Source organism: Polynucleobacter sp. AM-25C3, from assembly GCF_018882335.1.
GTDB lineage: Bacteria > Pseudomonadota > Gammaproteobacteria > Burkholderiales > Burkholderiaceae > Polynucleobacter.
The window spans coordinates 56,553-81,585 of record NZ_JACVOS010000003.1; the positions used below are offsets into that span (position 1 = coordinate 56,553).

Annotated in this window: 22 protein-coding genes; 14 read left to right on the forward strand and 8 right to left on the reverse strand. The window is 44.8% G+C overall.

Going from position 1 to position 25,033, the window contains the following annotated elements:
- The first annotated feature begins 11 nt into the window (after positions 1-11).
- The 6 genes from atpA to priA all read left to right on the forward strand — a co-directional run bounded on the left by atpA (position 12) and on the right by priA (position 7,856).
- Positions 12-1,553, forward strand: a complete 1,542-nt coding sequence (gene atpA, locus ICN12_RS02500; protein ID WP_216270512.1) for a F0F1 ATP synthase subunit alpha — start codon at positions 12-14, stop codon at positions 1,551-1,553.
- A gap of 17 nt (positions 1,554-1,570) precedes the next feature.
- A complete protein-coding gene (atpG, locus tag ICN12_RS02505) occupies positions 1,571-2,440 on the forward strand; it encodes a F0F1 ATP synthase subunit gamma (protein WP_216270513.1) in 870 nt (289 codons plus the stop codon).
- A gap of 55 nt (positions 2,441-2,495) precedes the next feature.
- Positions 2,496-3,896 carry a F0F1 ATP synthase subunit beta gene (gene atpD / locus ICN12_RS02510; protein ID WP_216270514.1) on the forward strand — a complete coding sequence of 467 codons (1,401 nt, stop codon included), beginning with the start codon at positions 2,496-2,498 and terminating at the stop codon, positions 3,894-3,896.
- A 21-nt stretch (positions 3,897-3,917) separates the two neighbouring features.
- On the forward strand, positions 3,918-4,334 hold the full coding sequence (locus tag ICN12_RS02515; RefSeq protein WP_216270515.1) for a F0F1 ATP synthase subunit epsilon: 417 nt from the start codon (positions 3,918-3,920) through the stop codon (positions 4,332-4,334).
- Between the two features lie 9 nt (positions 4,335-4,343).
- Positions 4,344-5,462, forward strand: coding sequence for a uroporphyrinogen decarboxylase (hemE, locus tag ICN12_RS02520; protein ID WP_370624926.1), 1,119 nt, complete (start codon positions 4,344-4,346; stop codon positions 5,460-5,462).
- A gap of 261 nt (positions 5,463-5,723) precedes the next feature.
- Positions 5,724-7,856, forward strand: coding sequence for a replication restart helicase PriA (gene priA / locus ICN12_RS02525; protein WP_216270517.1), 2,133 nt, complete (start codon positions 5,724-5,726; stop codon positions 7,854-7,856).
- On the opposite strand, the gene gcvH is transcribed toward priA, so the two are convergent.
- The gene (gene gcvH, locus ICN12_RS02530; RefSeq protein WP_216270518.1) at positions 7,853-8,245 is read right to left on the reverse strand and encodes a glycine cleavage system protein GcvH; all 393 of its coding nucleotides are present in this window, start codon (positions 8,243-8,245) and stop codon (positions 7,853-7,855) included. The two genes, priA and gcvH, sit on opposite strands and share 4 nt — an antisense overlap.
- 79 nt (positions 8,246-8,324) lie before the next feature.
- On the opposite strand from gcvH, the gene ICN12_RS02535 reads away from it, so the two are divergent.
- Positions 8,325-8,957: an MBL fold metallo-hydrolase gene (locus ICN12_RS02535; RefSeq protein ID WP_216270617.1), complete on the forward strand. Its 633-nt coding sequence runs from the start codon at positions 8,325-8,327 to the stop codon at positions 8,955-8,957.
- A gap of 33 nt (positions 8,958-8,990) precedes the next feature.
- On the opposite strand, the gene ICN12_RS02540 is transcribed toward ICN12_RS02535, so the two are convergent.
- Positions 8,991-9,176, reverse strand: a complete 186-nt coding sequence (locus ICN12_RS02540) for a hypothetical protein (RefSeq protein ID WP_112202563.1) — start codon at positions 9,174-9,176, stop codon at positions 8,991-8,993.
- A gap of 41 nt (positions 9,177-9,217) precedes the next feature.
- Positions 9,218-10,360 (reverse strand): fatty acid desaturase, encoded by a 1,143-nt coding sequence (locus ICN12_RS02545; protein WP_255537657.1) that lies wholly within the window; start codon positions 10,358-10,360, stop codon positions 9,218-9,220.
- A 323-nt stretch (positions 10,361-10,683) separates the two neighbouring features.
- On the opposite strand from ICN12_RS02545, the gene ICN12_RS02550 reads away from it, so the two are divergent.
- The 6 genes from ICN12_RS02550 (at position 10,684) to ICN12_RS02575 (ending at position 20,866) form a co-directional block, all read left to right on the forward strand.
- Complete coding sequence (locus ICN12_RS02550; RefSeq protein WP_216270519.1) at positions 10,684-11,241, forward strand: hypothetical protein; 558 nt, start codon at positions 10,684-10,686, stop codon at positions 11,239-11,241.
- Positions 11,234-14,194: a hypothetical protein gene (locus ICN12_RS02555; RefSeq protein ID WP_216270520.1), complete on the forward strand. Its 2,961-nt coding sequence runs from the start codon at positions 11,234-11,236 to the stop codon at positions 14,192-14,194. Before ICN12_RS02550 ends, ICN12_RS02555 begins: the two co-directional genes overlap by 8 nt.
- 35 nt (positions 14,195-14,229) lie before the next feature.
- A complete protein-coding gene (locus tag ICN12_RS02560; protein ID WP_216270521.1) occupies positions 14,230-17,964 on the forward strand; it encodes a site-specific integrase in 3,735 nt (1,244 codons plus the stop codon).
- A gap of 248 nt (positions 17,965-18,212) precedes the next feature.
- On the forward strand, positions 18,213-19,091 hold the full coding sequence (locus ICN12_RS02565; RefSeq protein WP_255537658.1) for a TIR domain-containing protein: 879 nt from the start codon (positions 18,213-18,215) through the stop codon (positions 19,089-19,091).
- A 120-nt stretch (positions 19,092-19,211) separates the two neighbouring features.
- Complete coding sequence (locus ICN12_RS02570) at positions 19,212-19,958, forward strand: HipA family kinase (protein WP_370624927.1); 747 nt, start codon at positions 19,212-19,214, stop codon at positions 19,956-19,958.
- Positions 19,955-20,866 carry a hypothetical protein gene (locus ICN12_RS02575; protein ID WP_216270523.1) on the forward strand — a complete coding sequence of 304 codons (912 nt, stop codon included), beginning with the start codon at positions 19,955-19,957 and terminating at the stop codon, positions 20,864-20,866. The genes ICN12_RS02570 and ICN12_RS02575 overlap by 4 nt, the downstream gene beginning before the upstream one ends.
- 58 nt (positions 20,867-20,924) lie before the next feature.
- Here ICN12_RS02575 and ICN12_RS02580 read toward each other — a convergent pair whose 3' ends face one another.
- The 5 genes from ICN12_RS02580 to ICN12_RS02600 form a co-directional block, all read right to left on the reverse strand.
- Complete coding sequence (locus ICN12_RS02580) at positions 20,925-21,485, reverse strand: DUF6036 family nucleotidyltransferase (RefSeq protein WP_216270524.1); 561 nt, start codon at positions 21,483-21,485, stop codon at positions 20,925-20,927.
- On the reverse strand, positions 21,482-22,183 hold the full coding sequence (locus ICN12_RS02585; RefSeq protein ID WP_216270525.1) for a helix-turn-helix transcriptional regulator: 702 nt from the start codon (positions 22,181-22,183) through the stop codon (positions 21,482-21,484). The genes ICN12_RS02580 and ICN12_RS02585 overlap by 4 nt, the downstream gene beginning before the upstream one ends.
- Before the next feature lie 93 nt (positions 22,184-22,276).
- The gene (locus ICN12_RS02590) at positions 22,277-22,666 is read right to left on the reverse strand and encodes a tautomerase family protein (RefSeq protein ID WP_216270526.1); all 390 of its coding nucleotides are present in this window, start codon (positions 22,664-22,666) and stop codon (positions 22,277-22,279) included.
- Positions 22,667-22,712: 46 nt separating this feature from the next.
- Positions 22,713-23,018, reverse strand: coding sequence for a DUF2917 domain-containing protein (locus ICN12_RS02595; RefSeq protein ID WP_216270527.1), 306 nt, complete (start codon positions 23,016-23,018; stop codon positions 22,713-22,715).
- 81 nt (positions 23,019-23,099) lie between these two features.
- Positions 23,100-23,516: a MarR family winged helix-turn-helix transcriptional regulator gene (locus tag ICN12_RS02600; protein ID WP_216270528.1), complete on the reverse strand. Its 417-nt coding sequence runs from the start codon at positions 23,514-23,516 to the stop codon at positions 23,100-23,102.
- A gap of 463 nt (positions 23,517-23,979) precedes the next feature.
- On the opposite strand from ICN12_RS02600, the gene ICN12_RS02605 reads away from it, so the two are divergent.
- Positions 23,980-24,960, forward strand: coding sequence for a hypothetical protein (locus tag ICN12_RS02605; protein WP_216270529.1), 981 nt, complete (start codon positions 23,980-23,982; stop codon positions 24,958-24,960).
- Positions 24,961-25,033 lie beyond the last annotated feature (73 nt).

A 25,033-nucleotide genomic window follows, 5' to 3' on the forward strand; every position in this document is an offset into this window, starting at 1 on the left:
AGGAGTAAGTAATGCAACTCAACCCTTCCGAGATCAGTGAACTGATCAAAAGCCGAATTAGCGAAATGGGTGTTGATTCCCAACTTCGCAACGAAGGCACTGTAATTTCAGTGACCGACGGTATTTGCCGCGTACACGGCTTGTCTGGTGTTATGCAGGGCGAAATGTTGGAATTTCCAAACAACACAATCGGCCTCGCTTTGAACCTTGAGCGTGATTCAGTTGGTGCTGTGGTGTTGGGTGAATACACCCACATTAAAGAAGGCGACCCAGTTAAATGTACTGGCCGCATTTTGGAAGTTCCAGTTGGTCCAGAGTTGCTCGGTCGCGTTGTAAACGCACTCGGTCAGCCGATTGATGGCAAAGGCCCAGTCAATGCAAAGTTAACTGACTTTATTGAAAAAGTGGCTCCAGGCGTGATTGCACGTCAATCCGTTAGCCAGCCAGTTCAAACTGGTCTGAAGGCGATTGATGCAATGGTTCCAATTGGCCGCGGTCAGCGCGAGTTGATCATTGGCGACCGTCAAACCGGTAAAACAGCTGTTGCGATTGATGCGATCATTAACCAAAAAGGCAAAGGCGTTTATTGCGTCTATGTTGCGATTGGTCAAAAGGCTTCTACTATTGCTAACGTGGTTCGCAAACTTACCGAATTGGGTGCGATGGAGTACACCGTTGTTGTTGCAGCGAGTGCCTCTGATTCTGCAGCGATGCAGTACCTTTCTGCATATGCAGGTTGCACAATGGGCGAATATTTCCGTGACCGTGGTGAAGACGCATTGATCGTTTATGACGATTTAACAAAACAAGCCGTTGCATACCGTCAGATTTCTTTGCTCTTGCGTCGCCCACCAGGCCGCGAAGCTTACCCTGGCGACGTGTTCTATCTCCACTCACGTTTGCTTGAGCGCGCTGCTCGTGTAAATGCTGAATATGTAGAGAAATTTACAAATGGTTCAGTAAAAGGCAAAACAGGTTCTTTGACCGCGCTGCCAATTATTGAAACTCAAGCTGGTGACGTTTCTGCATTCGTTCCAACAAACGTCATTTCGATTACCGACGGTCAGATCTTCTTGGAAACTGACTTGTTTAACGCTGGCGTACGTCCTGCGATTAACGCTGGTATTTCTGTTTCACGTGTTGGTGGTGCAGCTCAAACCAAAGTGATTAAGAAGTTGTCTGGTGGTATTCGTACCGACTTGGCGCAGTATCGTGAATTAGCAGCATTTGCCCAGTTCGCTTCTGACTTGGACGATGCAACCCGCAAGCAGTTGGAGCGTGGTCGTCGCGTTACTGAGTTATGCAAGCAAGCTCAATACAAGCCGTTGCAAGTTTGGGAAATGGCTGCCTCACTCTACGCAGTTAACAATGGTTTCTTTGATGACCTTGAAGTGAAGAACGTATTGGCGTTCGAAAAAGGTTTGCAAGATCATTTGAAATCTAAATACGCCGACTTAGTTGCTCGTATTGAAGACATAAAAGACTTGAGCAAAGATGACGAAGCTGCTTTGCGTGCTGCAATTGAGGATTACAAGCGCTCAGCCTCTTTTTAAGAAGGCCCGCATAAATCATGGCAAGCACAAAAGAGATACGATCAAAGATCAAGAGCGTGCAAAACACGCGCAAGATCACGAAGGCAATGGAAATGGTCGCCGCATCCAAGATGCGTCGCGCTCAGGAGCGCATGCGTAATGCGCGCCCATACGCTGAAAAAATTCGTGAGATTGTTGCCAATCTTTCTAAAGCCAATCCTGAGTTCCGCCCTGCTTACATGGCAACTCGTGAGGTAAAGAAAGTTGGCACTATCTTGGTTACAACAGACAAGGGCTTGTGTGGTGGCTTGAATACCAACGTCCTGCGTTTAGTGACCAATCAAGTGCGCGATATGGAGGCTACCCAAGTTGCTATTGAGTACACCGCCATTGGTTCAAAGGGTCTTCAGTTTTTAAATCGCTCAAAAGCAAAATTGATTTCACAAACCACCCATATTGGCGATACGCCGCATATGGATGTGTTGATCGGCGCAATTACTGCTCAGCTGGAAGCCTTTGAGCGCGGCGAGATTGACGCTGTTTATTTGGCGTACAACCGCTTTGTCAATGCGATGAAGCAAGAAGCAGTTATTGAAAAGCTTTTACCATTGGAGCCAGCCGCATTAACTCCAGAAGAGAAGTCTGGCCACTCTTGGGATTACATCTACGAGCCTGATGCAGAGTCCATTTTGAATGGCTTGTTAAAGCGTTACGTAGAAGCAATGATTTATCAAGCTGTTGCTGAAAACATGGCTTCAGAACAATCTGCACGCATGGTCTCAATGAAGGCCGCTTCAGATAATGCGAAGAACGTGATTGGCGAATTGCAATTGGAATACAACAAAACACGACAAGCTGCTATTACTAAAGAGCTGTCAGAGATTGTTGGTGGAGCGGCTGCGGTTTAAGCGGTCAGCGTTTAGGAATACGAAAGAATTCAGGAATTAAAAGCGGAGAAATGCGATGAGTAACGGAAATATCGTCCAATGTATCGGTCCAGTGGTGGACATTCAGTTCCCACGCGACAAAATGCCAAGCATCTATGATGCGTTGACATTAGTTGATAGTGGTGAAAAATCATTTGCTGAAAAAGGTTTGACCTTTGAAGTTCAGCAACAAATCGGTGACGGCGTTGTTCGCGCGATTGCCATGGGTGCAAGCGATGGATTGCGTCGCGGCATGGAAGTGAAATCAACTGGTAAGCCGATTTCTGTTCCTGTTGGCCCAGCAACACTCGGCCGCATTATGGACGTTTTGGGTCGCCCAATTGATGATGCGGGTCCAATTGCTACTGAAGAGCGTCGCGCTATTCACCAGCCAGCACCAAAGTTTGATGAGCTCTCCCCTTCGGTTGACTTGTTAGAAACCGGTATTAAGGTTATTGACTTAGTTTGCCCGTTTGCTAAAGGCGGTAAGGTTGGCTTGTTCGGCGGTGCCGGTGTTGGTAAGACCGTGAACATGATGGAATTGATTAACAACATCGCTAAGCAACACTCAGGTTTATCTGTGTTCGCCGGTGTTGGTGAGCGTACTCGTGAAGGTAATGACTTCTATCACGAGATGAAAGAATCTAACGTTATCGACAAAGTGGCGATGGTGTTTGGTCAGATGAATGAACCCCCTGGCAACCGACTGCGCGTTGCATTGACTGGTTTGACAATGGCTGAAGCATTCCGTGACGAAGGCCGTGACATTTTGTTCTTCGTTGACAATATTTACCGTTACACACTCGCAGGTACTGAAGTATCAGCATTGTTGGGTCGTATGCCTTCTGCTGTGGGTTACCAGCCTACATTGGCTGAAGAAATGGGTAAGTTGCAAGAGCGCATTACTTCAACTAAGACTGGTTCTGTTACATCTATTCAGGCTGTTTACGTTCCTGCGGATGACTTAACCGATCCATCACCAGCAACAACCTTCTTACACCTAGATTCCACAGTCGTGTTGTCACGTGACATCGCTGCTTTAGGTATCTACCCAGCGGTTGATCCATTGGACTCAACCAGCCGTCAGCTTGATCCACAAGTAGTTGGTCAAGAGCACTATGACGTAGCTCGTGAAGTACAGATGACATTGCAACGCTATAAAGAGTTGCGCGACATTATTGCAATTTTAGGTATGGACGAATTGTCACCAGAAGACAAGTTGGCCGTATCACGTGCACGTAAGATTCAACGTTTCTTGTCCCAGCCTTTCCACGTTGCTGAAGTGTTTACTGGTTCACCAGGAAAATACGTTCCATTGAAAGAAACTATCCGTGGTTTCAAAATGATTTGCAGCGGCGAATTGGATCACTTGCCTGAGCAAGCGTTCTACATGGTGGGTTCAATTGATGAAGCCATCGAGAAAGCTAAGAAGCTTTAATCGAACTCATCTAGGGAAATTATGTCAACCATACGCGTCGATGTAGTAAGTGCTGAGCAATCTATTTTCAGCGGTGAAGCCAAGTTTGTTGCGCTTCCTGGTGAAAATGGTGAGCTCGGTATTTTGCGCGGCCACACTCCTTTGATTACACGTATTCGTCCAGGTTCAGTTCGTATTGAAAAAGCTGATGGTGATGAAGAGTTTGTATTCGTAGCGGGTGGCTATTTAGAAGTTCAGCCTGACCGTGTCACCGTTTTAGCGGATACCGCTATTCGTGGCCATGATCTTGATGAAGCCAAGGCTAATGAAGCCAAGAAGCGTGCTGAAGAAGCAATGCAGAATCGTGGTACTGACTTTGATTTGGCGCTGGCTCAATCAGAGTTCGCAATGGCTGCAGCACAGCTTGCAGCAATTGCACGCTTTCGTCGTAAAAAGTAAGAACCGGTCATCCCCTTGTTGTTAAACGATCGGTTTTTAAAAGCCTGCTTGGGCGAAGCGGTTGATCAAACACCGCTTTGGCTCATGCGCCAAGCGGGACGCTATCTCCCTGAATACAATGCCACTCGAGCACGGGCTGGTAGCTTTTTAGGTCTCGCAAAAAATCCTGCATATGCTACTGAAGTAACGCTTCAGCCATTGGATCGCTATCCTTTAGACGCGGCAATTTTATTCTCCGATATTTTGACCATTCCTGATGCAATGGGTTTGGGTTTGAAATTTACTGCAGGTGAAGGCCCCAGCTTTGATCACCCGCTGCGCACTGAAGAGGCAGTTAAGAAATTACGCGTTGCTGATATGGACCAGCTCAAATACGTATTTGATGCAGTCTCAGAAATTCGTAAAGCGTTAATTCAAGATGGTAAGCAGCGCGTTCCTTTAATTGGCTTCTCCGGAAGCCCCTGGACATTGGCTTGCTACATGATTGATGGTTCAGGTTCTGATGATTTTCGTCATGCCAAGACCATGATGTTTAGTCGCCCCGATCTCTTGGAGCATATTCTCGAGATCAATGTGCAGTCGGTTGCGGCCTACTTAATTGAGCAAGTAAAAGCCGGCGCACAAGCGCTGATGATTTTTGATACCTGGGGAGGCTTGCTTCCTGATGGCTGGTATCAGCGCATGTCATTGGCTGCAATGCAAAAAGTCATTGCACTATTGCCGCGCGAACATGAGGGTCGCAAGATCCCAATCATCATGTTTACCAAGGGTGGTGGCATTTGGTTAAATGACATGGCTCAAGTAGGTGCGGATGTTATCGCAATCGACTGGACTATGCGCTTGAGCCGTGCCCGTAAGCAGCTTCTTGAGATCAATAAGCCAATAGCGCTACAGGGCAATTTAGATCCGCTCATCTTATTTTCAGAGCCAAAGCAGATTGCAGCGGCAGCCGAAGATATTTTGACTGACTTGGCTGGCGCCCCTGCATTAAAGACTGGCTTACATTCACTAGATGGCCATATCTTTAATCTAGGCCATGGCATTAATCAATTTACGCCTCCCGAAAGCGTGGCAGCCCTCTCCGAGACGGTAATCTCCAAGTCAAAAGCCCTGCGGGCAAAGCAATAATCCCAAGTAATTGCTAACTTAGTCAGAATTCTGGCAAAAAGTTATGCACAGATCTGTGCAGAAGAATAAATACAGTGAGATTCGTGAGAAATATAAAGATTCACCTTTACTAACTCATATAACATACTGATTTATATAAATAAATAAGAAAATGCCTAATTTAAGTGCAAGTCAGTATTCCTATAAAATAAGCAAAGAAATCCTAATTTGCGAATGATATCCACAGACTTATCCACAGGATCAGACAGAAAATTTTAGTAAATGACGCTTAAACCCATAGTGGTACAGGTAGTGATTGATAAGCCTTTGGCCCAGGGCTTTGATTACTTATGGGATGCTGAAAAATTAGGCAAATTACCAGAAATTGGGAATATTGTTGAGTTGCCATTTGCCAGATCTAAGGCAATTGGCCTTGTAATAAAAGTGAGTGATCACTCCGATTATGAGATCGAAAAACTCAAATTTGTTGACCGTCTAGCGCCCTTGCCACCCCTTGACCCCGCATCATTGCGATTAATGAATTTTGCTAGTCAATACTATGTCCATGCGCTGGGGGAAACTATTTTGCCAACGATTCCACAGATGTGGAAAAAGGCAGATGAATGGGAAAAGATTCCGCAAAAATTAGAATCAGCCGAGAAGAAAAAGAAAAAGTCGATTAATGTAGCCGTAGAAGGATTGATTACAGAAGATCAATTAAATCCAAATCAGAAAAATGCACTGGAAGCATTGCTCGCTGATGAAGAGGTAAAAAAAGGATTTCGGGCAATATTGTTGCAGGGTCAAACAGGCAGCGGCAAGACGGCAGTATTTCTCAACTGGATCGCTAGCATTTTGAAAGACGAGAGTGCGCAAGTTTTATTGCTGGTGCCCGAGATCAACTTGACGCCACAATTAGAGAGGCGGGTGCGCGCCTACTTCCCAGAAAAAAGGATGGCGGTTCTTCACAGTGGAGTCAGCGAGAAAAAAAGAGGCATTGCTTGGTATGAGGCGATGATCGGCAAGGCGCAAATTATTTTGGGAACACGTTTGGCAGCACTAACGCCGATGCCAAATTTACGAGCAATTGTTGTGGATGAAGAGCATGACTCATCTTATAAGCAGCAAGATGGCATTCGCTACTCTGCACGAGATTTAGCAATTTGGCGCGCACATGATCTAAAGGTGCCAATCCTTTTGGCTTCTGCTACACCATCGCTTGAAACATGGATGGCAGCACAATCTGGCCGCTATGAATACATTCGACTAGATCAACGAGCTCAAGGCGCTGCATTACCCAGCGTGCACTTAATTAATACGAGAGATCCACAAAACCAATTTAGTCCTGGCGATCAAGGCGCGCCCAAACAAAAAAGTTTAATTACAAAGACGCTTGCGAAGGCAATCAGTAAATCACTGGAGGCCAAACAGCAGAGCCTCATTCTGATTAACCGCCGTGGATACGCTCCGGTCTTAAGTTGTTCCGCATGTAATTGGCTATCGAAATGTACGCAATGCTCCACTTATACGGTGATGCATAAGGCGGGTGCATTAGGAAGAAGATCAGTATTGAGTTGCCATCATTGCGGATTGGTAAAGCCCATTCCACAGTTCTGCCCAGACTGTGGAAACGCAGATTTAAAAACATTAGGCCATGGCACGCAAAAGCTAGAGGATGCTATTGAGGAGATGTGGCCGCAAGCGAGAGTCCTACGGGTCGACACAGATTCCAGCAGAAAGAGTAAGGGAGCAGAGGCGCTCTTTCAGGAGATTCATGATGGCAATGTAGACATTGTGGTTGGCACGCAAATGATTGCCAAAGGTCATGACTATCAAAATATTGGTTTGGTTGCAGTGTTGGATGCTGATAGCCGACTCTATTCTGCGGATTTTAGAGCAGCCGAAAGATTGTTTGCGCAGTTGGTTCAAGTCGCCGGGCGAGCTGGAAGATCTGGAACTAGTGGAGAAAAGGGTGGCGACATTTATATTGAAACTCAATATCCAGAGTCACCTGTATTTCAGTACTTATTAAGGCATGACGTTGATGGATTTTTAGCCTTCACTGCGAGCGAGCGAGAGGAGGCGAAGTTACCGCCCTACTCTTACCAAGCCTTAATTCATGCGGAGGCCAAAAGCCTTGAGAAAGCCATACAGTTTTTAAGTGAGCTGAAGGCGCGCATGAATATTAGAGGCATGATTACAAAAGAGCTAAAGGTTTATGACCCGGTACCAAAGCCAGTCATGCGGGTTGCTGGTTCGGAGCGAGCTCAGTTAGTGATAGAGTCGGTGAGCCGCAAGGCCTTACAAGAAGCGCTGGAAATAGTGGATCAAGAATTGCGTCAAGACTCTCAAGGGCGCATCAGTAAAACATCGCGCGTTCGGTGGTTGATAGAGCGTGACCCAGTCGCTATTTAAGTGCCCGCGCTTGAGTCGTACTTTTCAAGAGACATCAAGGAGCCCAATTCTGCATTGAGTTTTTCTTCCGATGACGTTTTGATTTTAAAAAGCCAAACTGCATAAGGATTTTCGTTAACGATCTCAGGCGTGGCATCCATCGACTCATTGAGTGCCGCGATCTCACCACTAACTGGCGCATGAATATCGCTGGCTGCTTTAACCGACTCAATCACAGCAATAGCTTCGCCCTGCTTTACTTCTTGCCCAATTTTTGGCGCTTGAAAGAACATGACATCGCCTAATGCTACTTGCGCGTGATTGCTAATGCCAACCCAAATGAGTCCATCATCTTCCATGCTGGCCCACTCATGCGTTTCTGCGAATTTAAAGGTATCTTGAGTATTCATTGTGTATCCTGTGAGATACATTCTAGCGTCTTTGCCATAAACTAGTGGTTAATCAAATTAAGTATTTTTATTTATGCCAATCAAATTAGGAATTGTTCCAGTCACTCCATTCGAGCAAAACTGCTCTATCTTGGTTTGTCAAGAAACGGGGGATGCAGCGGTAGTCGACCCTGGTGGAGATATTGACAAAATTTTGGATGGCGTTAAACAGCTTGGCGGTACGGTGAAAAAGATTTTATTAACCCATGGTCATCTTGATCACTGTGCGGCAGCCAAAGATTTATCTGATCAACTGGGTGTGCCTATTGAAGGCCCACAGATTGATGAGCAGTTTTGGTTAGATCAACTGCCCGAACAAACTGTGCGGTTTGGATTTGGACATGCAAAAGCATTTGTACCATCGCGTTGGTTGGAAGATGGCGATCATGTGCAAGTTGGCAATGTTGATTTAGAGGTGCTGCATTGTCCTGGGCACACACCAGGACATGTTGTGTTTTTTGATAAAGAAGATCGCTTGGCTTTGGTGGGCGACGTACTTTTTGCTGGGTCAATTGGTAGAACAGATTTTCCACGTGGCAATCATGCGGACTTAATTAATGCCATTAAGACAAAATTATGGCCGCTAGGTGATGACGTGCAATTTGTTCCGGGGCACGGACCTATGTCGACGTTTGGCAAAGAGCGTCAAACTAATCCCTACGTAGGGGATTGACCAAACTTACAGCGGGGAGCGCCTAATTAAGAATTAGGCTTTTGCTGAGCCGGTACGGTGTGTGCGGTTGTACAAGCAACTAGCGCAAATCCAACGTTGCTTACGATTGCTTGTCGGAATCCATGTGCCACCTTCCAGACGCTTTTCGCGACTGCAAGAAGAGCAAAACTTAAGGCTCTGAGAGGTTTCTTGGGTAGCAGCTGGAGTCGAGGTAGTCATGGGCAATCCGGGTAATCCAAATCTTGTACAGAAGATCTATTTTACCCGTTTTGTCCCGCTGGGGCTGGGCTCAGCACAACGCGCACTGAATCAGCCGTTTTATTGCCATCAAAATCCAACCAAGCCTTGTTCTCGAAGTCATATAGCTTGCACTTGCGAGCAGTATCGAAATACCAGGCCCAAGAGAACTTTTGAACAAAAATACGCTCTGGAAGGATGGTTTCTAGGGTATTTTGGGCCTCTTGGAGGCGGTAAAGGGGGACGCTCATATCCACGTGATGGGCAGTGTGCTCCATGATGTGGTGCACTAAAGTGCCCCAAATCCAGTTAAACGTCAAATGGACAGTAGTGGACACGAAAGGCTGGGCACGCAACCACTCTGATTTCTTGTCATACCAAGAAACTTTTGGGTGGGTATGGTGAACGTAGACTACAAAGCCAATCATGCCGTTCCAGAACAAGAACGGGACAGCAAAACCAGTAATTAATCCAACCCAGATAGATTGCCCTGTGGCAATGGCTCCAGCAATGAGGCAGTCAATCCAAATGATGGCAAAACCAGTTACTAATAAATTGTCTTTAAGGAAAATTGGGCGATCACCAGGTTTGTTTTTCGCATTTGGGAAGTACTCGCGCCTCCACCAGATTTCAATGAGGTAGTAGAAAACCGGGCCCCAACCGCTACGGTAAAGGCGCTCTAAGGCTTTGCGCCATGCTGGTAGAGCATCAAACTCCGCTTTTGATAATGGGGCCCAGACAAAGTCAAAGCCCTTCAAATTGGTTTGGCCGTGGTGAACCACGTTATGGCCTACATCCCATAAGCTATATGGCGTTAAGGATGGCAAGAATGCAATACGACCCAGTAATTTATTGAGCTCGCGATGTGGCGTGAAGCTTTGGTGGCAGGCATCATGTCCAAGAATAAAGATGCGACCAGTAACGAAGCCAGCAACCAAGCCCAAGATGATCTTGATCAGGATGCTTTCTACAAAAATAGTGCCGGCAATACAAGCAAGCCATAAAACAGCATCTATTACTAGTAGCATGATGGCTTTAGCCGTTTCTCCTTGAGCCATTGGGATCAGCCAGCTACGAATGATCTTCCGATGGGGCAATGGCAGATTAGGTGCCAAAGGATTGGTTAAAGATGGCTCAGCAAGGGATGGATTTAGATGATTTGACATGATAAGAATCAATAAGTTAGGTGCAAATGATAGCCTTTTTCACAAATTCACGCATGATGTAGGTCAAAAAAACCCCTCATTTGGTGCGCCCGGCAGGAATCGAACCTGCGAGCTTCGGAGTCCTCGTTCACATTTTTGCTCTAAATGATTTTAATAGTTTTAAAGGTAAACTCTATATAAAACAGGGACTTCAAGGCTTTAAAAAATAAAATGAGCAAATCTATTTAAAACAATTTAACACAAACCAGTTCGCTCATTAAAATCTCATTGACTTCATGTGAGTATCGGCCTAGGATGAAAACATCTATATATCTAGAGGCTTTATGGGCAATAACGCGAAATTCGCCTTGATCGACGTTCAGGCCGACCAAATTGAGCTCGATCCAGACTTAAGTGAGGAAATTCGCAATTTTCAAAACGGCGCAGTGTTGCAGCCCGATTCCGATATTTTAAGCGTGCAAGCTGCTTTGCATATATTAATAGCCAATCCTCCGATGGTTCACAAAAAAGGTGAGCGCTATCAGTTGCTAACAAGACCTGCTGCTTGGTGGCTAATTCAGCGGGTGGGACCTAAGGCAAAGATAACTTGCTTGGTGGCGGGCCGATTTTTGAAAGCTGAAAAGCTTCGTGAGTACAGCAACTTATCTCAAAATTTTGATCGACTTAATGCCCCTGCCCTTGCTTTAAGAGTCCCTAATCTCATGCGCTGGTTTGGAAGGATGCTTAACCAAAGGGAGTTAGCGGCTTGGTTTTTGGTTAAAACCAGAGACTACCGAGCGACTAATAAGCGCTTGGAGATGGAGCAAGAACAGGAAAATTCCAGGATTCGTCTTGAGCTTGAGCAAAGGGCATTGACCCCATCGGGCGGGAATAATGGCTAAAAGCCAAACCAAGACAGAGGAATCTGGGCAAGTTATATATGCCCAAAGCGAACCATTTAGGGAGATTGTTCAGGCGATCTTCCCCAATCATTCTTGGGAGTACTATTTAGAAAATCTTGACCAAGAGGAGTTTGCTTGGTTTTTAGAGTTCATTTGGTATATCCGGCCAGACCATGGATTTCGGGCATTTAATGGGGTGCCCGAGCGGATTTCCGAAATTAAGAATGCCATGGGCGAGGACGCCACGATGGGTTCAATTCCTTGGGATGACTTAGAGAACAGCGCCCAGAAAATTTTGGATGCCATCAATGCGGCAACCTCGAATCAAAGGGTCAACCAGCAAGAGCGGTTTAAGGCGTTTTATGTTGGGCGACGCCAAAATTCCATGAAAAATGGTGCGATGCATTTTTCTAACCCAATGTATACGAACGGGTGCGGGAACTTTCTTCTTTACTCCTGTTTGCAAAATGATTTTGATGCTGCAACAAACGTTAATGATGTTGCAATGCAGCAAAAACTTACTTATGCAAGGCGATTAACGGGTCTTGTTTATGGTCAATATCATGAATTGGCAAGCAAAGAAATTGCAGGCAATCTGCCATCTCAAGAAAAGGTAAGGCTAGAGAGTCAGCGCTTAATTAAAGCCAATCTTTTGTCTGAAGCAAATCATTCGCGCTTTAAAAAAGCAGAAACCATCGTGCGTAGATTAAGTTCACAGTGGCTAAAAACAGATCTCGCGCTTGAATTAGGCAAATTATTGGAGTTACCCGGCGAGCAATTTCGTAAGCAGGCAAGTAAGCGTATTGAAGAAATTGCAAGGACCTTACAAGAGGACGGATTTAATAATGACGATGAGGGGGAGCATCCACTAGCTGAGCTGGCAAGCCTGTTAAAGATATTGGTAGAGCTGCCTGGCCATAGGGGTAGCGGTGGCGCAGGAGGTGGCGGATCTAGAAACCGTAGATACGATCCCGGAGCGCATATCTTTGCGGATCACTTTTTGGGCGATATCAGCGGGGAGGAAGATCGGTATGGGGATCCGATTATTCGTAGGTCAATGTGGGTGCCCCCATTAACGAGCGATGAGTTGGAGGAATTTGAAGAAAGCGGCGAAGACCCAACGGATGATTTTCTTGAGCCTCCAATAGAGCGGATTAAGTATCCCAAGGGCAAAGGCTCTCGCTTACGTCTTGATCAAAGCTCTAGTTACTCACAGCGTCTATTGGCGTCGAACAATCAAAGAATTTCCTGGGATCAAAAAACCTTAACGGGTGCTGAGCTTGTCCTCTTAAGAACATTTCTAAATAAGAAGGAGCGAGATGCTGGCTTTAATACGATGCCTTATTGGGCAACGATTGCGCTGCGCATGGTGGCGATTCTTGGCATCAAGTTAAGCAGGGCGCTAGAAGTCATGGGTGGACCTGAAAAGCCAGAAGAGTGGCTAAAGGGGCGAGCCGATTCCAAATTTGGATTAAACCTTCCAGAAGATTTAATTGAGTCAGAAAAAGAGTTGGCTCAGCGCTGTCCCCTAATGGCGCTTAAGTCTAAGATTGGCGATCGGGAAATCTATCTCTGGCGCTACAAGATTTGTTCTTATGCTTACTTAGATCGAATCAATCAAAATCAAGCCGATCATTGGAATCATGCCGATACCATTGTGTTTTTTGATTCCTCTGGAATTGCAAAAATTCTTGTTGAGCGCTACGAGGCAAAATCCTGCTTGGGCTATGCCCGGGCATTCTCAGAGATTGAGGCAGAGCAGATCAGCGGTTTTTGCCAACAGTATCTTGATGAATTTAATCAGGCTCACGATCTTGGTATTGGTGAGCGTAAGGTCAGTTTTGGCACCCTAAAGCAGTACGGAAATCAACATCTCATCAAATCGGGTGTCGATCAAGCGATGGTTGATTTGTTGGATTGGGATTTACCAAAATATTGGCGACCAGGCTTGCATTACCTCACCCATGATTTGCATAGTTATGTCGATGCAGGGGCCACTGGTTTGCAAAATGTCTTGATGGATCGCACGCGGCTGTTTGGCAAAAAAGATTTTTTATTGATGCCGCCTACACAGAACCCGATTTTGGGTTCTACGGGGCTGATTGATATGCGCGCCGTAAAAAATGGGATTGCCCAAATTATCAAAGATATTCGGGGCAACCTATCTGAAGAGGAGTCTGAAAATGATATGGAGCTCTGGGTTTACCGCTGGAATCGCTATACATTTTTAACGTCGCTGTGGTTTTGTATGGAGAGCTCAAACCGCCCTCACAAAATACCGTATGTCATGGCTGATCAAATCGATTCCATCTTTGGATCTATTGTGCTGCGCGATAAATCGAATGCCCAAGGTGATAAAGATCGTTTGGCCTGGATCTCAAAACCCCTGCGTGAGCACATGGAGCAATACGATGCCATAGCAGACCGATTGCAAAAAATGCTGATCCATAGCGGCGTGTCCACGCAAAAAAAGATGTACCCATTAGTCTTGCTGGAATTTAATGACCAAAAAGGTTTAATAGCCAAGCCCTACACCGGCAAGCAGTTGAGAAAAGAGATTGGCGCGGCTTTTAATGGTGCTGAGCCTAATTTTTATCGTAAGTTTGTTCCTCATGTATTAAAGGATCAGGATTTGCGTAAAGTGGCCGTGAAAAAAAAGCAAGAAGCTAAAAGCTTGGCGAGCCCTTCAGAGTTGCCCTTGTTAGATGGCGCGATTAAAAATGCCTATGCCAATGAACTTCCCGAGGAATTGATTCGGGTTTGGTTGGGTCATTGGGTGACGGGCACAAGCCCCTACCACTCTTTTGGCGGCTTTAGTTTTGCCACTTATGCAAAGCAGATAGGGCCCAGGTTGCAAAGCCTCATGAAAAGGCTCGGCTTTAAACCTGTGACGCTCACTATTCCCAAGAGTATTTTTGCCTCACGTGCGCTAGCCATTGTGACTAATAAGTAAATGAGAATGAATTTAATCGTCTTGGTATTTTGCGCATGAAAAAAGTCCGAGCCAAAAATAAAGGGTTGCTTGGTAAGGTAAGTGATCCCACCTCTCAATTACCTGTAATCAATGGCACGAAAAAATCGCAAATAAAAGGGATTTTGAGGCTAAGGGCTAATCTCAAAGCCCTCTCAAGCTCACCATCGACATCGCTTGCTATGGGGGAGTTGCAAGATTGGATTACTCAGTATCCGCCGCCCAAGGTGGGGGTGGCAATTAAAAAGCGATCGACTCTTCCTAACCCCGAAACCTTGGTTGAAGATATTGCCAATATTTTGTTTCAATCGATTGATATAACGCTGGAAAAGACCGGCTTGCTTGATCGCTGGCTTTTGCTCATGTTGGGCCTAGATGCCCAGCAGTTGATGTTCGAATTGGTTGACCCCCACCCGCTCACCCAAGAGTCGCTTAAAAACAGGGGCGCAAAAGAAATTGCGCGAGCACTCTTAGCAAAAAAACATATTACAGGGCAATGCGATGAAGGTGCCATCGATCGGTACCTGAGTGATGTCATGAAATTGGCTTGTGATGATATGGCTTGGCAACGTTGGCTGTTTAATTGTGTGGATGCGCAGTTCAAACGCTGTGCTCAAAAACTCAATTTGTCCTGGGAGGGCTTGGGTGTCCTCACGATTAGGGTGCCTGAGCCCAATCCCTATGCCAATGAATTTCATGAGGATCATTACTTAAGGCTATCCATCATCTTGCGCGCGATCGAAGATGGCTATTTAACTGTGGATCAGTTGCGCGCCAGTAAGGCAAACATGCAGAGTGAGCCAGCCCAAATGGGCTGGTATTTATTTTGCTCAATTTTGTTTTCGGGTGTTTGTAGGCGCAAGCTACTTTTTCAAATTGCGCAAGTAAGTATTGGCAAGGGCCATTTAGATGAGCCCTTATCGAGCATATTTGTGCATAAAGAGTGGCCACTAGCCGCGCCGGAAAAAACATCTGATAAGAATGTAGTAGAAGAGGATTTACCTAAGCCATTAACACAAGATCGTTGGATTGCCGATCCGGTAAGTGCGATTATTCATCAGCGCTATCGATCCTCCTGGAAAGAGGTTCAGGTGAGCCCTGATCGTAGTTGGAAATCGATTGAGGCTTTCTTGATGTGGCTGCTTGCTCAATTACAAGAACCTGGCCATTGCCCTAAGCTAAGCCAACTTGAAAGAGAAAAAATAGCGCACGCATTAAATCATTTTTCTTCGCTAAAACGCCTCCTCATTGCGAGTGAAGGTTTTCAAATTCGCAGCCTCCCCTCTTATGTTTGGAATTATTTAGCGGGCAACTTTCAAACTACAGGCTTGCAGCCGGACTCCTTGCTTCGTTTGGCAGCAGTGATTCGCAACGCAGATGAAACGCCGCATTTTGAGTCATCAAGCACGTTGGAAAAGACGCCTAGAGACGATGTGAGTGATGAGCTCGCGCCAGACGAAGAGGTGGGCGCTCATTCGCAGTGGGTGTATAAGACGCTGGAAGAGTTGCGGAAGCTAAAAAAAATCGAGCATATTTCTGCTTTGGTAATAGACCAAGTACGGTCCAATTTAGATGAGTTAGATATTCAATATGAGGTTTCGCAGTATCCATTAACGCGCATGTTAGGGGCGTGGACACGGCATTTGTTAGAAACCTTGGCTGGCGGAAGAAATGAGCTCAATAGCACGCGCATGATGAGCTATGTGCAAACCTTATCCCAACTCTTGCTAGAACAATATGAGTTAGAGCAGGACCTGTGCGACTTTACTGCTACCGAGCGCAAGGAAGAGCTAGATGACCTGCTTAAGCTGGTTCCATCGGCAAGCAAGCGAAAGATTGTGCGACGCGCTTGGCATCAACTGCATCAATTTCTAATCGCAAAAGGCGATATTGCTGCGGTGCATTATGACAATAAGTCCCGTAATCTCGCCTCTGATACCGATGCTGAATATATTAGTGAGCCAGAATTTCAGGTAATAGCTCGGCACCTGTATTACCAGACCTGCCATGGTAAAGAGGCCATTGAAAAAAACGTCTGTTTAATGGCCTTGACGCTAGCCTATCGTTTAGGACTGCGACGCTCAGAAGTGATCCAGCTGGGTACCAGTCATGTGGTCGTTAACAATGGTGGGATCGCCACGCATTTGGTCGTGCAGCGCTGGAATCTGCGGCGATTGAAAACGCCCTCTTCCACGCGAGTCATTCCATTAAAAGGACTGTTGCTAGATCAGGAATTGGGATGGCTCAGTGTTATGGCAAGATCTAGATACGTTGGCAATCTTTTTTCAGGAAACCTATTAGAGCTATCTGCAAAGGAGGCGCATGACCATTGCTTTGGCCTTCGTGTGAAATCGAGCGGCATAGCTGAGCAGTCTGATGGATTAAGCAAGTCCGATCGTGATAATTTAAACAGCCTCTTTGTTCATGAAGTGGGCACGCTGATGCCCAATGTCGAGCGGATCGTCGATTTGATTCACTTAGCTATGCGCGCGGTTACAGGTCGCGAGACAGTGCGCTTTCATCATTTGCGGCACTCTTGCGCTACAAATACTCTGCTCTTGTTGGCAGCTCCTGAGTTGACCCATTCTTGGCCATTTTTATTAGATGTGATGTACGGCGGTATTCAGAGTATTGAGAATCAAGGCTTAGATCTTTCAAAGTGGCAGATGAATGATTATTCCCAAAGGGCAGTACAGATTAAGGATTTTCAAGCGCGATCACGCGAGCTGCGTTTGCAATTATTCAATGACCCCAGAGTGTCCTATTCGCAGTTGTATTTAGTGTCACGGCTGCTTGGACATTCATCGCCAGTCACGACATTACAAAGTTACATTCATGTGATTGATCTCTTGGCTGGAGCGTACGTTCATGAACGGATCTTTGAATTGCCCCAAGGTTTGGTAATCAACTTATATCCCGATACTGCAAGAAATTATCAAAAGCGTAAAAACCAATGCTCTATTGAAGCGTTGTTAAATCAAGCCCCGGTAGTTGGTGAGGCCACAGAGCAAGACGTCGAGTTATCGACCTTAAATGAGCAACGCAAAGCCCATCGCAAGCCAAAGCTAAAGACAGACTTACCAGCCTCTTCTCTCTTAGAGTTTGTGCATCAGCACCCCAAAGGTATCGCGAGCCTTTATCAATTACTAAAACGGCACCGCGGCGATAGAGAGACATTTGGCCATTACTTACAGCTGCATGGCTGGAGCCCAGAATTGGCGCAAGACGTCATTACTAGAGCGCAGAATTTAACCGCTACGTGCGCACTAGATCAGCCCAAGCGCGCAGTGTTTATTCGTAGAACCGGATTATCAAATCTAACAAATGAGGCGGCCGATCCTATCGGGGAAGTTGAGGTACAAGATCGAAAGCCCGGTGAAATTGTGAACGGGATTTACTTGCCTAAACCCATTCTAATTAGGGGTAATCAATTGCAGGTAAAGGATTGGAGTCTGATCATTTGCAAATGGATTGCCGCAAACCCGAAAGAGGCGGCATGGTTACTAAGAGACTATGTTGCTCACCGCATGAAATTAGAAGTTAATCAGCTTCGGATCAAAAAGAAAGTTGCTATTGATGGGAGAAGTCCTTCAAGTGTAATTGAGCAATACAAAACTCTTTTTGCCCTCCTGGGAATTAAATATGAGGAAAGCCCTCTGGGCCTAGAGCTGATTAAGCTGGGCAATAAATCAGAAAAAATTGAATGGGCTATCTTGAGATACACGCTTTATTTGGCAACTATGATTTGTTGAGGAAATTTCTGCGGCCAGCTAAAGCCAGCTATCCAGTCAATTGCAATCACTCACATAATGGTTAAATTGTTTGAAAGTCTCAGTCCGGTCATAACTGGCCATTGAGATTGACTCAAATAATAGACATCAGTCAGTTGTATTGCTAGGCAAGAGACCCCCTTTATGCATAGTTGAAAAATTGATCCTGAATATTGTGCTGAGCCAACGGGTCCGCTTGCTAAACTGTTAGGCAAATAAAAGGAGTTCTTATGGCAACTAGAAGACCGCCTGCGCAACAGCCTACAACCATATCTCTGGAGCTGCGCATCTCTCGAGAGGATGCGAAATCGAAGCTTCAAACCAGGATTGAAAAGGGGCTTGAACTAAAGCAGCGACATACTGACACTAAAGATTCCCTCGAAACCCTATCGAATGATTACAGCAAGTGGGATTCGTTTAACTCGGAGTTATTAAGGCGTCTCTTTACTACGGAAGAGCTCGCTAAGGAGTATGACTTCTGGGGCGCTATGGCAATGTCAATGTATGAATCATCTCTAAGTGAAAAGATCGCTGAGGTTTACAAAGATATAAATAAAAAGATTCACAGACTTGAGTCGATTATCGAGCGACTAGAGTTAATCCCTCTATGCCCGGGTGATGCGAATGGTGCATCTGCCACGAAAAAATCTTCATCGCCACAATCTCCAAATAACCGTATTTTTATTGTCCATGGTAGGGATGATTTGGCAAAAACAGAAACGGCTCGGTTTGTTGAAAAGCTTGGGTTCACTGCAATTATTCTTCATGAACAGCCAAGCGCAGGGAAAACAATAATAGAAAAAATTGAAGAGCATACGGAGGTTGGTTTCGCCATTGCTCTTTACACAGCATGCGATGAAGGAGGTCTTGCTGGAACAAGTGCGCAGAAGTCGAGAGCAAGACAAAATGTTGTTTTTGAGCATGGATATTTAATTGCTAAACTGGGACGTCATAATGTTTGCGCTCTCGTAAAAGGGGATATTGAAATTCCCAATGACATCAGTGGCGTGGTCTACATCCCAATGGATGATCCTGGGGCTTGGCACATCGCTGTAGCAAAGGAACTCCGTAAGGCTGGATATTTTGTTGACATGAACAGCGTTATCTAAATGTCAATCTTATCCGCTGGTTTGCTCTAGGATTACATTGGATTATGATGATCTGTAATGATTGATATCCTATCTTCAGCTTCTTGGCGAGAATTCCGTGGCGAGCCTAACAATAAGGGAATGAATTTAACCACGCACTTAGCTTCAGTCGAAGATGCCTCTGGTAAGTTACATAACTGCTATGTAAAACTTTGTCCTCAAAATTGGCCAAGCCCAATAACCGAGGCAATTGGTTGGCAGCTAATTAGAGCGTTAAATTTGCCGGCCCCTGATTTTGCAGCCCTCATTATGGTTCCTCTAGATAGACTTCGTCACTCCATGAAGTTGGATCAACATTGGCTGAACCACTCTGAGGCTTTGGCATTTTGTGTTTCCGAAGTAAATGGAAAGCCCATAACAAATAGTTGGAGTTGGCTTGCGACTTTGCGACAAAAAGGGGCGTATAAAAAGTATGAGGTTGCAGGCATATGCGCTTTCGATTATTGGGTAAATAACAAAGATCGCAACACTGGAAATTTACTTTTAAAGCAGAATGGCGAACAGGTTGCGATTGATAATGAATATATTCTTTACGATCAATTATGGAAGGGTAGGTTTGGTTTTGAGATTATTGAGAAAACCATTCTTGTAGAGGCTAAAAATCACTTAAATATAAAAGAATTTAATAAATTTAAGCTGGCGGTTGCTAGCCATGGCAAAAATCATGCCAGCGCAATGAATGCGACTAGAGGTGATCTTAGTGCGTTAATTTTTACATTGATTCCAGATGCAGGTAGCGCTCAATCCATATGGGACGCGATAGATGGTTTTTTAACGGCTCGTGCAGAGATCAATTGGCTATCAAATGAGTTGGGAGTAATCGTATGATCAAAATTTCTATGCCAGGCACTAAAGATCCATATTCTCATCTTAGAGAAAAATTAAGCATAATTAATCCTAAAAAATTTGATGGATATTGGTCAACAATAGAGCTTAGGCCCAATATTTTTATTCCACAGTCTTTTACGATAGGGGTATTGGTCGAAGATGCTGCTGGAAAATTCTCTTTTCGATTGCTTGCGGATGCCTCGAAGTTCGAGTGTATTTATGGCAAAAAACAGGCTACTTTTTTTATGGAACTCCTAAAGCTGGCTGAAAATACTCTGTTAAGAGCTGAAAAGGAGAGGACTTCAGTCAAAGAGATCAGATTTGAGTCGGCTTCTATAGCGATTTCCTCTAACCACTTTACTTCTGGCGATAGTCAGAGCGTGATTTTAGATAGATTATTTAGTGAGATGGTTGTGCTTGAGCCTTCTGCTGAGGCTCAAAATACCAAAGGGTTTTTAACGTTGGATACAAATCAAGTTCGCCAATTTGTAAATGATGAACTAAAAAAGATTGCAGGCACAAAATTTGAAAAAATAGTGGTTGATGATCAACATTTAATTCCTTCCGAAGATGGAAAGAGTTCCCACTTGCTGAGCTTCAATTTAAGGCCTGAAAATAAAGTCGGGTCAGTATTGTCAGCAGTTTATAAGTCAGCCCCAACAGTGGAGCTTAATATGTTGCGAGCTGGCAGGGATTTGGCTACCTATGCAAATCTTAAGGCGATTGATGATATTGCGCTATTTATCATGACGGCGAAAGAATCGCAGTATGAAAAAGGTGAGTTCAGGAGAATGTCAGAGTTGGTTGATGAGCAGAGTTGGCGGCTAGAGACACAAGGATTTAGGGTCGTCACTTTTGAAGATCCAGCTCCGATTGCGAGAAGCATTTATGAGTGGGCAGGCGTCTAGTTGCGGGATACTAATCTAGATCAATATGTTAAATGGTGATAGAGGCTGTAATTTATTTTTATTCCTGCAGAATATTATGACCCGCATCTCGTAATGCTTTAGCCCAGCGACGAATCGCTGCGCGTAGCGTTCGCTTCCCATCATCATCGAGAGGCATAGTCGGCACCAACTCTAGGGCTTGAGTGGGCGTAAGGTAGGCGTACTCTAGTAGCGCCATGCAAAACTCTCGATCCTTGTCTCGCCCTGCTGCAGCTTTTGCAAGAAAGAGATCAAGCACATCAAGACAGTACCCCACTCGACCATTGGTATTGTTGTTTTGTACGCGATGGACACGCGTCATCCAGTCTTTTGGCAATATTGCGGTATCGGGCCCTACACCTTGAGCGTAGTAACCATAAGTCTCGTGGAACTGTGAGCCTTCACCAATTGCGCCATCAATCTCATCAGCCAAGTCAGGAGCCTGTCGTGGATAGATGTCCGCTTCCATAGAAACGGTGAAGACCTTTTCTGGATTGGGCACTTGGCCTAGCATTGACTGACTGCCGATGATCACAAATTCATATTGGTTGGTGACATCGGCACTGGCGCGAATGATGTGCTCTAGCTCTTCTCGTGTCATGGTAGTTCCTTGAAGTCTTGCTCATCCTGGGCGGTAGTCAAAGAGCTACCAAAGACAACCCCTTTTTTGAGTGCACTCACATCTTTCAAAATGCGTAGGCGCACTTCATCTGGAAGGATGGTCACCAGTGGTGAAGTTTGTCTGAGTTGCTGAGCATGTCTTGTTCGGCCAAGCACTTTGCGCCAAGAGCCTGCACTTAAGATGAGTTGCCACTCACGCCATAGGCTAGCTGAGCGAGAGTCGCCAGCAGCAAGCCAACGCTCTAGGGTGTCTTGAGCCTGTAGCAGCAAGGCAGGATCAGTCTTCACTAACTGAACAGCTTCTTCATGCAGAGTAAGGCTTTGTAGATCTTGAAGTCGGTGCCCGGCGTTATCTTGCAAAACGCGTACTTGTACGTTAGGGGTAGTGCGTCTGGACCTTGCTCCTGCTGATCCGGCGGGAGCAGCTTGCATCGTATCGCCCGCCAAAAGCGCTAACTCTCCGCTAACGCCAAGAACGGACATCACTCGTAGGTAAGCGCCGATTGAAGGAGATGGATCGCCTGCTTCAATCGACCGTAGAGTATTGCGAGTAAGTTTTGCACGCGCAGATACTTCGACCGTGCCAAGCCCTTGCGCTTTACGTAAGCGCTTAATGCGATCGCCTAGTTGCAATAGCAATTGGCGCTCTAGGATGGGGCTAAGTTCAGAAGCAGTCATTTGATCATTATTTTAACCATAAACCCATTATTTGGTCAATATATTGATCAAATAATCAACCGACCAGCTGAAAACCGTTCATAAAGCTGGGGTTTAGTGGTGATATCGGCATTCCTGGGTTTTCCCGCCGAAACCATAACTAGCTGCCCTTACATCTTGCACATAGATGTAACTCTCTTCATGCAGATTGCCTAGGATTTGTTCAAACCCCGCAAAAGCCTCTTTAATATACCGAGCCTTTTCATCTTTAGTATTGGTTTCATCGGTAATCTTAATATCAAAGTAAAAGCTGTTTTTACCCTGCTCGCTCAGTAGCTTACCGCCTACCATCCAGCAATCGGGATCAACATAGTCAATTGCGATAGCAGTGACCTCCTTTTTCTTACCCAGAATGCGATGAGTCAAATCGAGTAGTAATTCATGAATAGCTTTGGTGGTGGCAATACTCTTTTGTCCGCTCACTTTAACGTTGAGGATGGGCATGAAATTCTCCTGAGGTGGTTTGGTTGTTAATGAATAAAACAGTTAGCTATGCAACTATAAGGTTCAGAAAATGATCATTAATCCAACTCAACAATCTACTGAAGGCGGTTGGCTGTATTGCTGGTGTAGTCAGCCTGATCTTGGCAGATGGAAGTCCCGAAATTAGAGCCAAGCCGTTGCTGTTAATCAAGAGATGTTCCCCTGCCGTAAGGAGGAAATCTCCGTCAAGATCATCAAACGTCAGCCAGATGCTGCCTTCTAGGCATTCCAGACGTGCGTTGTGTGCTTTTGAAAGGCTCACCTTATTGGCTTCCGTAACTTGGATGATGGTGTTACTAAGTTCAATATTCATTTGCTTCTCCTTGTGTCTTGATTGGTCATTAAGTTAGCTATGCAACTAATTAGGAAATAAAAAAGGACTCACAAAAACGCATTACTTTAAGGCGGAGCTAATGCCTCGTATTTGATCTACAGCATCTTCAAAATGACTAGCACCCAAGGATTTCTTAAGGCGCTTAGCTACTGCTACGCTAGCGGCATTAATAGCTTCTTTCATCTCCATGGCTTTTTTAGTGGGATGAATCTCTTGTTCCCGGCCATCTTTCTCAGAGGCTACTCGTTTAATTAATGAGAGACGCTCCAGTCCATCTAAAGCCCTAGTAGCGGTTGGGCGGCTGATATTCATCTCACTGGCCAACTCACTTTGCAATAGCGAGGCTTTGTTCAAAACCACTCTAAGCATGAAGGCTTGGGAAGGAGTCAGTCCAAAAGGCTTAAATGCACTTGTCCATTCCTTCTCCAGCTGACGAGCTAGGCTGGTGGTATTGAAATAGAGGCATTGTTCAAACATGATCGTACTTTAACAGTATTTAGTTAGCCATGCAACTAAATTTAAGTTTGACCAAAAATACTCAGAAAGCTATTTGGATCCCATTTTGGGGTTGTTGCCACAATTATCAAGCGACCCCAAAGTCTAGCAATACTTAAAAACAGTATCCGCCTTAAACATAGAAATACGGACACGTTTAGTCGTTATTCAAATTAAGAGTTTCTAGACCTCAAGAATAAGCTTAGACTAAGGAAAAGGAAAGTTTATTCCAAAGCCAAAAAACTGATTCAAGCATTTATAGATATTATGGCAACGAGATGTTATTTAAAAATAACAGCAAAAGAAGCAATCCGAATCTATTTAATGGCCATAGCGTCCAGAGTAGAGTTATTTCTTATCAAGCTAAAGAGATTATTAAATCGAAGTTAGATAAGTTGCGCCCAACCTTCGATTATTTCAACCTATAAATTGTCAAAAAGAAAAAATGGCTAAAAAAATCAATGGGAATCTAGAGGCAAGATTACTTGATGCAAGGTTACGCATGAAGTCGGGCTTATCTGATGGTGCTTTGTTTGAAACTACGAATAGAGTCAGGGCTCTACAAAATTCACTGGAAGACTTAGGCGAAAAACAAGCTTTAGAGTTGTATAGACACTTTCCTGTTGCTGCAATATCCGTACTTGAAACTCACTTTAGATCTTCAATAGCATCAATTGTTGATTTTAATCCAATGTATCTGGAAAGGGGTCTCATTTTAAGTTCCGATGCCCTTAAAAGCTCTGCAGAATTGCTGTCTATTCTGCATAGAAAAACAATTACTATTGGTGAGCTAATAGCCTACTCAATGCCATTTAATTCGGTGGCAAGTCTTGAAAAAGTTTTCGATACATTATTCAAAGATGATTTTAAAAAATTAATGAGCTCTGCATTAGATCCCTATTTTGTGCGCAATAAAGTCGGCAATGGAAGTCCAGTTATTGATGATATTAAGTCACTTTGGAGGGATTTATCTGTTGCTTTTGAGCAGAGACATATTTTGGCTCATGAGGCTGCTAGTAATTTTATAGTTAGCTATAAGGATGCTAAAAGCGCATTGGATTCAATTGTTGCATTTACAAATGCTTTCGATGCCGTCAAGTGGGCGACTGTTTGGAAAGATTTGCCTCTAACACAATATGAGATGAATAATCATGCATGGGATAACTACAAGAAGTCACGCATTAAATTTTCCAAGGAATTAAAACGTTGTCTTAATTTAGCCACCAAAAATGGGATGCGTCAACGTTTTAGAAAGCAACATGCCGAGTGGAAAATTTATTCAAATAATCTTATTGCATGGGAATGTGAAAACTTCACCATGGGATCTATTGGCCCATTAATTGAGGCAATGGCACGCATGAGAGCAATTGACTCACAACTTGAATCAATATCAGCAATTTTCCCCGAAGAATTCAAAATAAGTTAGCTATATTGATCTTTCCGAAAATAGTGCTTTATCTTCCCATGGGGCGCAAGCTGATGGATTTTTTTGATTTCCG